General features: G+C 63.5%; 13 protein-coding genes. 4 read left to right on the forward strand and 9 right to left on the reverse strand.

What is annotated here, in order from left to right:
* Positions 1 to 6: 6 nt before the first annotated feature.
* The 3 genes from ACO06J_RS01125 to ACO06J_RS01135 form a co-directional block, all read right to left on the reverse strand.
* Complete coding sequence (locus ACO06J_RS01125; protein ID WP_421758860.1) at positions 7 to 1893, reverse strand: monovalent cation:proton antiporter-2 (CPA2) family protein; 1887 nt, start codon at positions 1891 to 1893, stop codon at positions 7 to 9.
* A 47-nt stretch (positions 1894 to 1940) separates the two neighbouring features.
* Positions 1941 to 2657 carry a DUF1013 domain-containing protein gene (locus ACO06J_RS01130; RefSeq protein ID WP_421758861.1) on the reverse strand — a complete coding sequence of 239 codons (717 nt, stop codon included), beginning with the start codon at positions 2655 to 2657 and terminating at the stop codon, positions 1941 to 1943.
* A 96-nt stretch (positions 2658 to 2753) separates the two neighbouring features.
* Positions 2754 to 3857 (reverse strand): NAD(P)H-quinone oxidoreductase, encoded by a 1104-nt coding sequence (locus ACO06J_RS01135; RefSeq protein ID WP_421758862.1) that lies wholly within the window; start codon positions 3855 to 3857, stop codon positions 2754 to 2756.
* Between the two features lie 56 nt (positions 3858 to 3913).
* Here ACO06J_RS01135 and ACO06J_RS01140 point away from each other — a divergent pair, with 56 nt between their 5' ends.
* Both ACO06J_RS01140 and ACO06J_RS01145 read left to right on the forward strand, forming a co-directional pair.
* Complete coding sequence (locus ACO06J_RS01140; protein ID WP_421758863.1) at positions 3914 to 4096, forward strand: DUF1192 domain-containing protein; 183 nt, start codon at positions 3914 to 3916, stop codon at positions 4094 to 4096.
* Positions 4097 to 4390: 294 nt separating this feature from the next.
* Positions 4391 to 4915, forward strand: coding sequence for a DUF1465 family protein (locus tag ACO06J_RS01145; RefSeq protein WP_421758864.1), 525 nt, complete (start codon positions 4391 to 4393; stop codon positions 4913 to 4915).
* Positions 4916 to 5486: 571 nt separating this feature from the next.
* Here the strand turns inward: ACO06J_RS01145 and rpmE are convergent.
* The gene (gene rpmE / locus ACO06J_RS01150) at positions 5487 to 5708 is read right to left on the reverse strand and encodes a 50S ribosomal protein L31 (RefSeq protein ID WP_421758865.1); all 222 of its coding nucleotides are present in this window, start codon (positions 5706 to 5708) and stop codon (positions 5487 to 5489) included.
* A 192-nt stretch (positions 5709 to 5900) separates the two neighbouring features.
* Here rpmE and ACO06J_RS01155 point away from each other — a divergent pair, with 192 nt between their 5' ends.
* Both ACO06J_RS01155 and ACO06J_RS01160 read left to right on the forward strand, forming a co-directional pair.
* A complete protein-coding gene (locus ACO06J_RS01155) occupies positions 5901 to 7715 on the forward strand; it encodes an ABC transporter transmembrane domain-containing protein (protein WP_421758866.1) in 1815 nt (604 codons plus the stop codon).
* 75 nt (positions 7716 to 7790) lie between these two features.
* Entirely contained in the window at positions 7791 to 8390 is a 600-nt protein-coding gene (locus ACO06J_RS01160; protein ID WP_421758867.1) for a GNAT family N-acetyltransferase, read from the forward strand.
* Positions 8391 to 8397: 7 nt separating this feature from the next.
* Here ACO06J_RS01160 and ACO06J_RS01165 read toward each other — a convergent pair whose 3' ends face one another.
* From ACO06J_RS01165 to ACO06J_RS01185, 5 genes are all read right to left on the reverse strand, one after another.
* Positions 8398 to 9426, reverse strand: coding sequence for a peptidoglycan -binding protein (locus ACO06J_RS01165; RefSeq protein ID WP_421758868.1), 1029 nt, complete (start codon positions 9424 to 9426; stop codon positions 8398 to 8400).
* Between the two features lie 23 nt (positions 9427 to 9449).
* Entirely contained in the window at positions 9450 to 10445 is a 996-nt protein-coding gene (locus ACO06J_RS01170) for a flagellar motor protein MotA (protein ID WP_421758869.1), read from the reverse strand.
* A gap of 136 nt (positions 10446 to 10581) precedes the next feature.
* Positions 10582 to 11373: an inositol monophosphatase family protein gene (locus ACO06J_RS01175; RefSeq protein WP_421758870.1), complete on the reverse strand. Its 792-nt coding sequence runs from the start codon at positions 11371 to 11373 to the stop codon at positions 10582 to 10584.
* 69 nt (positions 11374 to 11442) lie between these two features.
* Positions 11443 to 12561 carry a tetratricopeptide repeat protein gene (locus tag ACO06J_RS01180; protein ID WP_421758871.1) on the reverse strand — a complete coding sequence of 373 codons (1119 nt, stop codon included), beginning with the start codon at positions 12559 to 12561 and terminating at the stop codon, positions 11443 to 11445.
* Positions 12558 to 13106 (reverse strand): thiamine phosphate synthase, encoded by a 549-nt coding sequence (locus ACO06J_RS01185; RefSeq protein ID WP_421758872.1) that lies wholly within the window; start codon positions 13104 to 13106, stop codon positions 12558 to 12560. Before ACO06J_RS01185 ends, ACO06J_RS01180 begins: the two co-directional genes overlap by 4 nt.
* Between the last annotated feature and the right edge of the window lie 108 nt (positions 13107 to 13214).

Below are 13214 nucleotides of genomic sequence, written 5' to 3' on the forward strand. Positions count from 1 at the left end.
GGGCGGTCAGTCGGACGCCTGCGGGCGCTTGTTGTCAATATCGCCTTCGGTATCGTCCCGGCCGGCAAGAGACGTGAGCCGGTCGGCCTGCATCACGGCATCCAGCATTTCGGTCGAGCGGCGGACATAGCCGATATAGGCGGTCTGGTCGTGGCGCATGTCGTAGGTGTCGTAGAGCATTTTGGTGTCATGCCGTTCAAACGCATCCGCCACCCGGTGTGCCTCCTCCGGGGTATGGCCAAGGGCGGTGAGCGCCCGCTCGCCGAGGTTGATGGCTGAACGGAAGGTCTCGCGTTCGAACACCGTCACCCCCAGCGCCATCAGGTCATGCGCATGCGAGCGGTCGACGGCACGGGCGGCGACGATCACATCGGGATAGTGCCGTCGCACCAACTCGGCGATGGCGAGGATGCGGTCGCCGCCGGCTACGGCGATGACGATCATCCGTGCCTGATCTGCCCCGGCAGCGCGCAGGATCTCGATCCGCGCCCCGTCGCCATAGAACACCTTGACGCCAAAGCGCTTGACCAGCTCGATCTGCGCCGGATCGTCGTCGATCAGCGTCATCTCGAAGCCCTGAGCGCGCAGCAGGCGGGTGACGATCTGGCCGAAGCGGCCATAGCCGAGGACGATCACCTTGCCGCGCGGGTCGACGTTTTCCGGCCCATCGATCCCGGCATCGCCCGAATCGGTGGCGTTGAGCCGCGACATCCAGAAGCGGTCGAAAAGGAAGATGAGGAGCGGCGTAGCGGCCATGGAGAGCGCCACCACCACGGTCAGCACCTCGACTTCCTGGCTCGACAGGTTTCCTGCGGTACGGGCGAACTGCAGGATGACGAAGGCGAACTCACCGGCCTGGCTCAGCAGCACGGCGAGCAGCAGGCGCTCAGCCGTGTGCATGCGGAACAGCGTCGCGAGGCCGAACAACACTGCCATCTTGATGGCGATCAGCGCCACCACCAGTGCAAAAACCAGCACCGGGTTCTGCAGCAGGACGCTGAACGGGATCGACATCCCCACCGAGATAAAGAACAGCCCGAGCAGCAGGCCCTTGAACGGCTCGAGGTTGCTCTCGAGTTCATGGCGATATTCGCTATCGGCCAGCAGCACGCCGCCGAGGAAGGCCCCGAGCGCCGGCGACAGCCCGATGCTTTCGGTCAACAGCGCCGCGCCGATCACCAGCATCAGCCCGAAGGCGGTGAAGGCCTCGCGCACCTTGGTCCAGGCCAGCCATTTCATCAGCGGGCGGATGACGTAACGGCTGCCGGCCAGGGCGGCGATGAAGGCGCCCACCACCACCAGCGCCAGCCACCAGTCGAACGGGTTGTCGACTGCCTCGACGACCTGCTCCCCCAGGACACCAACCGGTGTCCTGGTCATCGCCGCCAGCAGCGGGATGGCGGCAAGGATGGGGATCACCGCGACGTCCTGCACCAGCAGAACAGCGAGCGAGGCGCGGCCGGTATCGGTCTTGGTGATCGAGCGCTGGGCCACCGATTGCATGGCGATGGCGGTCGAACTCATGGCCAGCGCCAGGCCGACGATGATCGCGGCGGGCCAGGCAAAGCCGATCAGCTTGAACAGCAGCGCGATAGCGATACTTGTCGCCACCATCTGCGTAAGGCCGAGACCGAGGATCTTGTGGCGCATGCGCCAGAGTTCGGCCGCATCGACCTCAAGCCCGATGAGGAACAGCATCATGACGACGCCGAACTCTGCCACCTGGCGGATGATTTCAGTGTCGCTGACCAGCGCCAACCCATAGGGGCCGATCAAGATCCCCGCGACGAGGTAGCCAAGGATGGTGCCGAGGCCCGCCCATTTGGCGAGCGGCACCAGCAGCACGGTGGCGGCGAGGAGCACGAAGATCGCGAGCAGCAGATTGCCGTGCATGGATGCTGCCCACGATTTCTCCGCGCGCCTGGCGCGGCTGGGTTGGGTTAGGAGTTGGGGTCGGCTTTGAGTGACTTGAGCTTGGCGAACACGGAGTCCGCGTCAAGCTCTTCCTCGCGTTCAGGACGATGATTGTGTTCCTGATCCTCAACGCCCATGCCGGCGCGGCCACCGGCGCCCGCCAGGGCTTCCTCGGCGGTCAGCAGCATCGTGCCGTGATCGGTGTCATCCACCTGGGTCGAGCCCTTCGAGGCGCGCGACACTTCGAGATCGAGGTCGATCTGGCTGCAGAGCCCGAGCGTGACCGGATCCATCGGGGTGATGTTAGCGTTGTTCCAGTGTGTGCCGTCGCGCACCGAGTCGATGGTCGACTTGGTGGTGCCAACGAGCCGCATCAGGCCCGCATCCTTCATTTCGGGGTGGTTGCGGAGCAGCCACTTGATAGCGTTGGGGCGCTCATTGCGGCGCGAGATCGGGGTGTAGCGCGGGCCCTTGCGCTTGGGCGCAGCGACGCGAACCTTCGGCTCGCTCATTTTCAACCGATAGGTCGGATCGGCCTCGGCCTTTTCGATCTCTTCGCGGGTCAGCTGGCCGTTCTGGATCGGGTTGGCCCCCATGATGCCGGTTGCCACATCGCCATCGGCCACGCCCTGAACCTCAAGCGGGTGCAGCGAGCAGAACGCGGCGATCTGCTCGAACGAGAGCGCGGTGTTATCGACCAGCCAGACGGCAGTCGCCTTGGGCATCAGAAGCGCAGTGGCCATGATAAATCTCTCCTTATGGCGCGGCCGGTCTTACCGGTCCGCTCCGCCTCGATCAGCCTGAAATGAGGGGGAATTTCGCCCTATATACGCGGGAGGTCAGCCAAATTCAATCGGATTGTCGCCATTCAGCGGGGTTGTCAGCAGGCTTTCTCCCCACGCGGTCACCAGCAGCAATTTGCCGTAATTGTCGCGCCGTTCGAGCGCCACATGGGCTGCCGCCGCACGCTCAAGCGGGAGCAGGCGGATACGCGGCGGGCCAATGCGGCCTTCGTTGAGCGCGGGCCATACTTCATCACGCAGGCGGGCCGCGATCGCTGCCTTGGTGGCCGGCGATTGCGGCCTCAGCGTCGAGCCCGAGAGCGTCAGCTGCTTCATCATCAGCGCTGCGGCGTTGATCTCGGCTTTTGCCCCCGCCTGGGTGGATACCAGGACGATATGGCCGCCGCGCGCAGATGCATTGATATTGGCCTGCAGCACATCGCCGCCGATCACATCGACGATCCGGTCAGCGCCACGCCCGCCGGTCAGCTCCAATGTGCGCGCCACGAAGTCCTCGCGGGAGCGGTCAATCACGTGCCCTGCGCCCAACCGCATGGCATAGGCGGCCTTTTCCGGGCTCGACACTACGGCGACGGGTATCGCACCATTGAGGTGGCTCAACTGAATGGCCGCGCCGCCGATGCCGCCGGCGGCGCCATGGATCAGCACCACCATGCCACGGGCGAGCCCGGCGCGTCTGATGAGTGTCTGCTCAATGGTAAAGAACGTCTCGGGCAGGGCGGCGCCGCTGACCATGGTCCAGCCCCTTGGCAGGGGAAGCACCTGGCCGGTAGGGATCGCCACATATTCGGCATAGCCACCGCCATTGGTCAGCGCGACGACCTGATCGCCCACAGACCAGCCGGCGACATCGGCGCCGCACTCGACAATCTCGCCGCCGACCTCCAGGCCGGGCAGGGGGGAAGCATCGGCGGGTGGCGCATAATTGCCGCGCCGCTGGCCGAGGTCCGCGCCATTGAGGCCGGCGGCCGCGACGCGGATCAGAACCTCGTGACGTTCTGGGCGCGGCATCGGCAGCCGTACCGGCTGCAGCATGTCCGGGCCGCCGGGCGCGATGATGGCGATTGCGGTCATGGTGGATTGGGTCATCAGGCCAGCTAAGGGGCTGCGCCATTCGAAGGCAAGACGTGATCGTGCCATCACTTGCACCGGGCCGGGGGAGGGCTAGACTTTGGCGCAAGCAAAGGAGGCGCTGGATGTTCGACGAGGAAGTGAAAAAGACCAAGGCGCACGAGGTCGGCATGCCGATCGACACCATGTCGATCGAAGAGCTGGAGCGGCGCATCGGGCTATTGCGCAACGAGATCGCGCGGCTCGAAAGCGCAATTGCCGATCGGCAAAAAACCAAAGCTGCCGCTGAATCTCTGTTCAAATTCTAGGGCTTATAAGTCGCCCGTAGTTACTATTTGCCAAGGTTAAGAAAACGAGTCCTGTTAACCTGCAATTAAGGTGTTGGCGTTAACTTAAAACCTATCCAGTTCTCTGGATTTGACGGAGTGGTTTTCCCTCTGTTTGACGCCTCCCTGTTAACTTTCGAGAGCCGTTTCGACGGCTCTTTTTTCTTTTTGTGCGACAGGCTGGCGGCCGTGTTAAGCCTCCAGCAACAAGGACGGGCGCAAAAAGGTGCAGGGACCGGCCGGTGCCGGCCTCAACTCATCAGCCCGGGCAGGCGCGTGGACGATTTCAGAGACAAGCGGCAGGCAGTGGCGATCGGCCCGCGCATCGTAGCGTCGGGCGGGTTCGACATGCTCTACCGCGAAGGCATGAGCCTGATCGAGGAAGTCGCCGCCTATCTCGATGGCGAAGGACGCGACGAAAGCCGCGGATTGCCGCGCGAAGCCTCATTCGTTTACGCCACGGAATCGATGCGGCTGACCACGCGCCTGATGCAACTGGCATCGTGGCTGCTGCTGCAGCGCGCGGTGAACGAAGGCGAGCTCACTGCCGAGAACGCCCGCACCGAAAAGGAAAAGGTGCGCTTTTCCGCCACCCCATCCGATCGTGGCGGCCCCGGTTACGACCAGCTCCCGGCGCGGCTGCTCGGCTTCATCGGCAAGGGCGATCGCCTGTTCGACCGTGTCCAGCAGTTCGACAAGCTCGAACGCGGCGGCGTCCCGGAATATTCCACTGCCCCCGAAGGCGGTATCGCCGATCAATTGGCAAGGCTGAAGGCCGCGTTCGGTAAGCTGCGCGAGTAGAGTTTTCGTAGTACCTGACCTTTTGTGGGTCGGGCACGCTTCTTCCTTCCCACCGCACGTCATCCCAGCGAAGGCTGGGACCCAAGAGTCAGCTTGCGCAGATGGAGAGTTGGGTCCCTGCCTGCGCAGGGATGACATCGAGTTTGTGTTTTAGGTCAGTGACTTGGCACCACTTATCCCCACTCGCTTGAGCGGTGCTATGTTTGCCTCGTCCCCCACACGGACGCGGTCGCGACGAACGAACGGTGGGGGATATCGGGAGCCAGGGAAGTCGTTCCCTAGCGGGCCGATGGCATTGGCAACCGACCGACAAGTCAGGATCCGTCTTGGTAACAAGTCGCGATGAGTGCTTGCCAGTACGCTCCCCGATGTCAAACGCCTAACTCAGACCCCGATGATCCGGCGTGGCGACGGTCACTACAAAATTGCGGTCTACCCGCGTCGGCCAACGCCACGCCGGATCCGTCTACTTCCAAGCCTCGATGGCGCGAGCCAGTCGGGCGTTCGGGCGTGTCAAAAAACAAAAAGCCCGGCACAATGGCCGGGCTTTTGCAATCCAGACGGACTGGCCTTAGAGGCCGAGGCCCTTGAACTTGTCCTTGAAGCGCGACACACGGCCACCGCGGTCGAGCAGGTTGCCGGTCACGCCAGTCCAGGCGGGATGGGTCTTGGGGTCGATGTCGAGCTGCAGCGTGTCGCCTTCTTTGCCGTAGGTCGAACGGGTCTGATAGGTGGTGCCGTCGGTCATCGCCACGTTGATCACGTGGTAGTCGGGGTGGATGTCATTCTTCATGGCGCTGCCTCAAATCAAACGGGCGCCTCGGCGCCCGGACAAGCTGAACTCGGATTGAGCGGTTCCATAGAGAAAAACCACGGGCTCCGCAAGTGCTGGCCTCATGCATTGCCAACTGGGCAATTGAGTTGCGGGGCGCGCGGGAGGCTCCTATATCGGGCACACGCGAAAACCGGTTCGGAAAGCACGTACATGGCAGGCAATAAGCCGGCATACGCCAAAAAGCGACGGAACGGTGCCAAGAGCCGAAACCTGCAGCCCCTCAGGCGATTGCTGCCGTTTGTGCTGAAGTATCCGTGGCGGCTGACGCTGACGATCGCGTTTCTCGTCATCGCATCGCTTTCCTCGCTCGGCATTCCGGCGATTGCGGGAAAGATTATCGACAAGGGGTTTCTCGAAAAGAACCTCGACCAGGTCACTCAGTATGGCGGGCTGGCGCTGCTGGTAGCGGTGGTCATGGCGGCGACCAGCGCGGCGCGCTTCTACTTCATTTCGACCGTCGGTGAGCGCGTCCTGACCGACCTCCGGCGTGGCGTGTTCGATCACCTGCTGACGCTCGACGCCTCGTTCTACGACCTCAACCGTGTCGGAGAGCTAACCTCCCGCTTGAGTGGTGACGTCGCCACCATCCGCGGTGCTATCGGCACCAACCTCTCGATGACGCTGCGTGGCATCATCACGCTGATCGGTGCGCTGGTGCTGATGGCGCTGACCAGCCCCTACCTGACGCTGGCCGTCGTGGTCATCGTCCCCTCGATCATCTTGCCGGTACTGCTGCTTGCCAAGCGCCTCCGCCGCATGTCGCGCAAGACGCAGGACGCGCTGGCCGAGATGTCGGCAATGACGTCGGAGGCGCTGGGGGCCACCAAGACTATCAAGAGCTTTGTCCAGGAGCCGGAGCAGTCGCGGCTCTATGGCGCGCTGGCGGAAAGTTCCTACGAAGCGGAAATGTCCCGCCTCGGTGCCCGCGCGACGCTGCTGGGGAGTATGATGTTCCTCGCCACGGCGGCGCTGGTGCTCCTCATCTGGTGGGGCGCCAAGCTGGTGTTTGACGGCAGTATTACGGCGGGCGAACTGACCCAGTTCATGATCTACGCCCTGATGGCCAGCAACGCCCTGACCTCGCTGTCCGATACGGTGGGCACGCTGCAGACCGTTGCCGGGGCGACTGAACGGCTGGTTGAAATCCTTGATACCGAACCCGCCATCCGCTCGCCTGCCAACCCCGTACCGCTGCCGATCCCGTCTCCGGGCACGGTGGCGTTCGAGGATGTCAGCTTTGCGTACAAGACCCGCGACAACGAGCGCGTGCTGCAGAATGTCAGCTTTTCCGTCGGCACCGGCGAAACCGTTGCTCTCGTGGGCGGCTCAGGCGCCGGCAAGTCGACCATCTTTGCACTGGTGCAGCGGTTCTACGACGTCACCGATGGCCGCATCGTCGTCGATGGCGTCGATATACGGCAGACCGAGATGGTCGATCTCAGGCGCCGGTTTGCCTATGTCGAGCAGGAACCGACGATCTTTGCCGGCACCATTGCCGACAATATCCGCTTCGGCAAACCCGAGGCCTCGCTCGAAGAGATCGAAGCTGCCGCCACCGCCGCGCTGGTCGATGACTATGTGCGCGAGTTGCCCAACGGTTACGACTCGATCGTGGGCGAGCGCGGCGTGATGCTCTCGGGTGGGCAGAAGCAGCGCCTCGCCATCGCCCGGGCGCTGCTCAAGAACGCTCCGATCCTGCTGCTCGACGAGGCGACCTCCGCCCTCGATGCGGAAAGCGAACGGCTGGTTCAGGTGGCGCTCGAGCGGCTGATGAAGGGCCGGACCACCCTCGTCATCGCCCACCGCCTCGCCACCATCCGCGACGCCGACCGCATTCTCGTCCTCGAAAAGGGCAAGCTCATCGACCAGGGTACTCACGACCAACTGGTCCGCAAAGGCGGCCGCTACGCCGAACTGGCACGGCTGCAGTTCAGGGATGAAGTTGTGCCGGCGGTGGCGGAGTAGGGATCGCCAGACTATTGCTACAACTTCTGAACTCTCTGCCGCTGAGACCCAGTTTCATCGTGGGTGGTGTTTGTCATGTTCCAAATCAGGCCTGCCGAACCTGCGGACGTTGACACCGCAGTTGCAGTGCTCGGTGACGCCTTCGCCGGCGACCCGCTGATGGCCTATCTCTTTGCTGACGCCCCGGCGGGCGTTCGTGCCAGCGTCATGGAATTCTTCTCCATCCTGATGAGGGTGAGGCTCGCCCTCGGTATGCCGGCGCTTGTGCTTGAGGATGGCAACGAAATGCTTGGTGCGGCCATGGGCTACAATTCATCGCGCCCTGCCTGGCCGTCCCCCTACGATGAGGAGTGGCAGGAGTTCGAAGCCGATGTCCCCGGCCTTGCTGCAAGGCTCGCTGCTTATGACAAGATCTGTGAGGAGGGCGCCCCAACTGTCGCGCATTACTACCTCGGTGTGATCGGCATTCACCCCTCGGCGCAAGGGAAAGGCGCTGGGCAGGCTCTGCTCGGGGCGTTCTGCAATCTCTCGCACAGGGATACAGAATCAGCGGGCGTCTATCTCGACACTGCGAACCCCGAGAGCCTCCGGTTCTACACCCGCAACGGCTTCGAGCTCCGGGGCCAGGGATATCTGGACGCAATGCCCTTGTGGTGCGTCTTCCGGCCGAACTAGCCGTGGCCTAGCCATCCGTCAGCTTGAACTCGATCCGGCGGTTCTTAGCGAACGCCTCTTCGGTGTCGCCGGTGTCGATCGGGCGGCTGTCGCCGAAGCCGGCGGCAACGAGGTGCTGGGCGGGGATGCCCTGGGCGACGAAATACTTGGTCACGGCGATGGCGCGCGCCGCCGAGAGTTCCCAGTTGGAGGGGAATTCGGGGGTGTTGATCGGGCGCTTGTCCGTGTGGCCGTCGATGCGCAGCACCCAGTTCACGTCCTCGGGGATCTGGGTCTGCAGTTCCTTGATGGCTTCGGCGAGCTTGCTCATCTGCGCCTCGCCCTCGGGCGATATCGCGGCCTCGCCGGCGCCGAACAGCACTTCGGACTGGAAGACGAAGCGGTCGCCCACCACCCGCACATCGGCGCGGCCTTCGAGGATCTTGCGCAGCTTGCCGAAGAAGTCGGAGCGGTAGGCTGAGAGGTCCTGCACGCGCTGGGCGAGCGCCAGGTTCAGCCGGCGGCCGAGATCGGTGATCTGCGTGCGGTTGTCGGCATCCTTAGCTTCGGTTGCCTGCAGCGCCTGCTCAAGCGCGGCGATCTGGGTCCTCAGCGCCGAAAGCTGCTGGTTGAGGAGACTCACCTCTGCGGCGGCTTCCTTTGAGAGGTCGTCCTTGCCTTGCAATTCGGTGCTCAGCGCCGCGATCTGCGCGTCCTTGTCGGCGCCGCCTGCGCCAATACCGGCGAGGTCAGCCGCGAGCTTGTCCCGCTCGCCGCTGGTGCTGGAGAGCGTCGCTTGCAGACCAGAAATGGTCGATTCGAGGTCGCTGGACTTGCCCTTTTCGAGCTGCAGCAGATCGGTCAGCTCGGCGATCTGGGCATTGAGCCGCGTCATCGCGGTGTCCTTGCCGGTGATCTCCTGGCCGAGGAAGAACTGGCTCAGCATGAACAGCGAGAGAAGGAAAATAATGACGAGCAACAGGCTCGACAGCGCGTCGACAAAGCCCGGCCAGTAATTGGTCACCTGGGAGCGACGGGAACGGGTCGACATGGCCATGGCTTACTCTTTCCGCCCTGTGGTCAGTTCGGACGCCGGTCGGTCTCGGATTCGCGCAGCATTGCTTCCATCAGTTCGCGGAGCTTCTTGTTGGTCTCGCCCTGCTCGATGATGTGGCCGCGGAGGTCTTCCTGCTCGGCGCGGATGTGCTTGACCAGCCCATCGATGCCGCGTGCCAACTCGGCCATGGCGCGGATGGCGTTCTGCGAGGACGAGGAGTTCTGCATGGTGGAGCCGAACTGGGCCAAAAGTTCCGACATTTCCTCGCCGGAAACGCCCAGTCCCGCCGCCTGGATCTGGCTGATCGGGTGGTCGAGTTCGGTCATCGAGGTCATCCAGTCCTCGAGGTCGGTATAAAAGGCGTTCTGGGCCTGGCTGGTCTGGAGGTCGAGAAAGCCAAGGATCAGCGAGCCGGAAAGGCCCAGAAGCGAAGCCGAAAACGCTGTGCCCATGCCGCCCAGCGGCGCCGCAAGGCCTTGCTTCAGGTTGGCGAACTGACTCGCCATATCGCCGGAGGTCGCATCCAGCGCCTGAATGGTCGAGGCTACGTGCGTCACGGTTTCGAGGAGGCCGTAAAAGGTGCCGAGAAGGCCGAGAAAGACCAGAAGGCCCGTCAGATAGCGCGACGTGTCCTTGGCTTCGTCGAGGCGATTACCCACCGAATCAAGGATCGAGCGCATCGAGGAGGGAGTGATCACCGCTTCGCCGAGGCGGTCGCGCAAAAGGTTGGCCACCGGCGCCAGCAGCCGTGGCGAGGTCGAGGGGATTTGCCCCTCCTGCAGGGAATTCACCCAGGCGATTTCAGGGAACAGCCGGATCACCTGGCGGAAGCTCAGGATCACGCCAATCACCATTGTCAGCAAAATCAGGCTGTTGATGAACGGGTTGGCCCAGAAGAACACCATCAGCTGGGTGAACAGGATCGCTGCCACCAGCGCCACCAGCACCAGGAAGATGATGATCTTGACCAGATAGACCCCGGGACTCGCGAGGCGGTAAGGGTCATACGTCTGCGACATGTCGCTGCCCCGGTTCGATCGAGTGGGAGTTAAAGTTTAGCCGTTTCGGGGCGCGGCGCAATGTCCGGCACCCGTCAATCGACGTTAACCCCATGAAATCCCGAGAATGCGACGCGACCGTGACCGGTCGCCGACGCTACTGGACCGACTTGATGATCTTGAGCAACTGGCCCTGGATGCTCTCATTGCCGGCGACGACCTCGCCGTTCCAGATGGCGCCGGGCGTGCCGGAGAAATCCGAGATGACGCCACCGGCTTCCTTGAGCAGCAGCAGGCCGGGCGCGACGTCCCATGGGGCGAGGCCGGCCTCCCAATAGCCATCGAAGCGGCCAGCCGCGACCCAGGCGAGATCGGTGGAGGCCGAACCGGTGCGGCGAATGCCGGCAACGGCGGGCGTGACATGGGCCAGTTGGCGCAACTGCAAGAGGTCGCTGGCGCGGCCGCGCGAATTGATGCCGGTGACGATGACGGTGTCGGCCAGGTGCTTGCGGCCGCCGACGCGCAGGCGCTTGCGGTCATTGAGCCAGGCGCCGCCGCCCTTTTCGGCGGTGTAGAGCTCGTCCATCACCGGATTGTAGATCACCGAGGCGACGATTTCCTGGTTTCGCTCAAGCGCAATGGCGACGGCGAACATCGGAATGCCGTGGAGGAAATTGGTCGTGCCATCGAGCGGGTCGACGATCCAGCGGTGCTGGCCATCGGTGCCCTTGGCTTCGGTGCCTTCCTCGCCCAAAAAGGCGTAGGTCGGGCGGGCCTTCTGCAGTTCCTCGAACACGATCTGCTCAGCGCGCTTGTCGGCGTTGGAAACGAAATCGGCCGGCCCTTTAACTGACACCTGCAGGTTCTCGACTTCGCCGAAATCCTTGGAGAGCGAGCGGCCGGCCTTGGTGGCGGCCTGGACCATGATGTTCAAAAGCGCAGAGCGCATGCCAAAACTCCGCGGACAAAACCAGTGGGCGTGGGGAAGGGCGCCTTGTGCCCGAGATTGCCCCTCAGTTCAAGGGCTGACCTTGGGTGCGTCGCTCGCTGATGCAGCGGGCGTTGCCGCCGGCTGGTTCTCGGCTACCTGTGTGGGGGGCGACGATGGCCAGAAGCGCGCCCGTTCCTCGGCGCGAGTAAGCTCCTCAGGCCGGATCGAAACCAGCAGCTTGTCGAGCATCGGATCGTTCAGGCCCTGCCGGCGGGCGAGCGAGCGCCACATCGCGGCGTCCTCGAGGCTCGCATCCACGCCTTCGCCGGCGGCGAGGAGCTTGGCATAGCGGTTCTGGGCCACCGGGTTCCCGGCCTCTGCCGCCTTGTGGTACCATTTGACGGCTCCGGGGCGATCCTGTGCGGTGCCCTTGCCAAGATAAAGCACGGTGGCGTAGTCGACCTCGGCGGCAACGATGCCGGCAGTTGCTGCAAGGCGGAACTGTTCTGCGGCGGCGACGAGGTCGGGAGCGACGCCCGCTCCTTCGGTTAGCATGCCAGCATAATCATACTGCGCCTCGGCAATGCCGGCGTCCGCCGCCTCTTTGATCAGCTTGGCCGCCTCGAGGAGGTTGGGCGGCACGTAAATGCCCTCGATATAGAGCAGGCCCAGATTGTACTTGGCCATCATGTTGCCAGCGTCGGCTGCTGTTTTGAACAGATCGGCGGCGCGCTTGCGGTCTTTTTCGACGCCTCGGCCGTCCTGATACAGCAGGGCGAGCTCAAAAGTGGCCAGCGGATCGCCGCTCTTGCTGGCCATGGCGTACCAGTCCGCGGCGGCCTTGGGATCTTCGGGGACGCCAAGGCCTTTGGAATAGATCTCGCCGATCAGCGTCTGAGCGGCGTGGTCCCCATTCTTGGCACGCGGAAGCGCCAGATTGAGCGCGGTGAGGTAGTAACCGCGCTGGAAGGCGCCAAAGGCTTCATCGACGCGTGGGCCGAAGACTTCGTTGCTCACGCCCTGCGGATCGGTGGGTGCTTCCAGCTCATTTGGCACTGGACCGATGGGCAGGTCCTCATATTCCATATTGTCGGGGAACTGCACGTCCTTGGGACGCAGATCGATGAAGCTGTTGTCCTGCGCCATGGCGGGCGCGATCAGCAATGCAGTCAGCACCAGTCCGGCGATGCTGCGGGCCACGCTCACGTGCCGATCTCCGGCAGCACCAGGCCGATGAACTCGCTGCCACCGGCATCGCGCTTTTCGATCGTGGCACTGGGGTCCGACAATACGCTGGGGATTTCCATGGTCTCTGCCCACCATTGCGCAAGCTCGCGCTCAGGCTCGGATATGGCGCCGGAAAGCGGCCCAAATAGGATGTAGTCGATGTCGAGTTCGGCTTTTTGCATGGCATCGTGACGCGTGCCGATATCGCCGACGCCGACGATCATGCTGGGCTTGAGTGCCGACACGGCCTCGCGCACCGCCTTGATGCCCCCCGAGACGTGGAGCCCATCCACCCCGAGCATGCGGACCAGCCCCGGCTCGCCTTCGATAAGGACAGCGGCGCCGGCCTTCTGGGCAGTCGGCGCAACAGCCTTGACGAGCGCCTTGTAGGCGTTCTCGGCCAGTTCACCCCTCTGCAGCAGCACTGCCGAGGCCGGATGAGCGGCCAGCGCAGCGCCAAGCGCCGCGAGCAGGCGGTCGGCGGGTAGATCGGATGGGGCGATGAGAAAGAGTTCGGCTGACATGGCCGTGTTATAGCGGCACCGCAAAGTTTGTGGAGCCCGTTTTTGCCAAAGGGTTGCCACAAGAAAAATGAGCGCACCGGGGGATGCGCTCCAAGTCACGGGTCAGGT

This window comes from Devosia sp. (assembly GCF_965229025.1).
Taxonomy (GTDB): Bacteria; Pseudomonadota; Alphaproteobacteria; order Rhizobiales; family Devosiaceae; genus Devosia_A.

Coding starts and splice junctions, on each gene's coding strand:
- ACO06J_RS01135 (WP_421758862.1), bottom strand. CDS start 3,857: ATGGCACGATCACGTCTTGCCTTCGAATGGCGCAGCCCCTTAGCTGGC.
- ACO06J_RS01160 (WP_421758867.1), top strand. CDS start 7,791: ATGTTCCAAATCAGGCCTGCCGAACCTGCGGACGTTGACACCGCAGTT.
- ACO06J_RS01175 (WP_421758870.1), bottom strand. CDS start 11,373: ATGCGCTCTGCGCTTTTGAACATCATGGTCCAGGCCGCCACCAAGGCC.
- ACO06J_RS01155 (WP_421758866.1), top strand. CDS start 5,901: ATGGCAGGCAATAAGCCGGCATACGCCAAAAAGCGACGGAACGGTGCC.
- rpmE (WP_421758865.1), bottom strand. CDS start 5,708: ATGAAGAATGACATCCACCCCGACTACCACGTGATCAACGTGGCGATG.
- ACO06J_RS01165 (WP_421758868.1), bottom strand. CDS start 9,426: ATGGCCATGTCGACCCGTTCCCGTCGCTCCCAGGTGACCAATTACTGG.
- ACO06J_RS01125 (WP_421758860.1), bottom strand. CDS start 1,893: ATGCACGGCAATCTGCTGCTCGCGATCTTCGTGCTCCTCGCCGCCACC.
- ACO06J_RS01170 (WP_421758869.1), bottom strand. CDS start 10,445: ATGTCGCAGACGTATGACCCTTACCGCCTCGCGAGTCCCGGGGTCTAT.
- ACO06J_RS01140 (WP_421758863.1), top strand. CDS start 3,914: ATGTTCGACGAGGAAGTGAAAAAGACCAAGGCGCACGAGGTCGGCATG.
- ACO06J_RS01130 (WP_421758861.1), bottom strand. CDS start 2,657: ATGGCCACTGCGCTTCTGATGCCCAAGGCGACTGCCGTCTGGCTGGTC.
- ACO06J_RS01185 (WP_421758872.1), bottom strand. CDS start 13,106: ATGTCAGCCGAACTCTTTCTCATCGCCCCATCCGATCTACCCGCCGAC.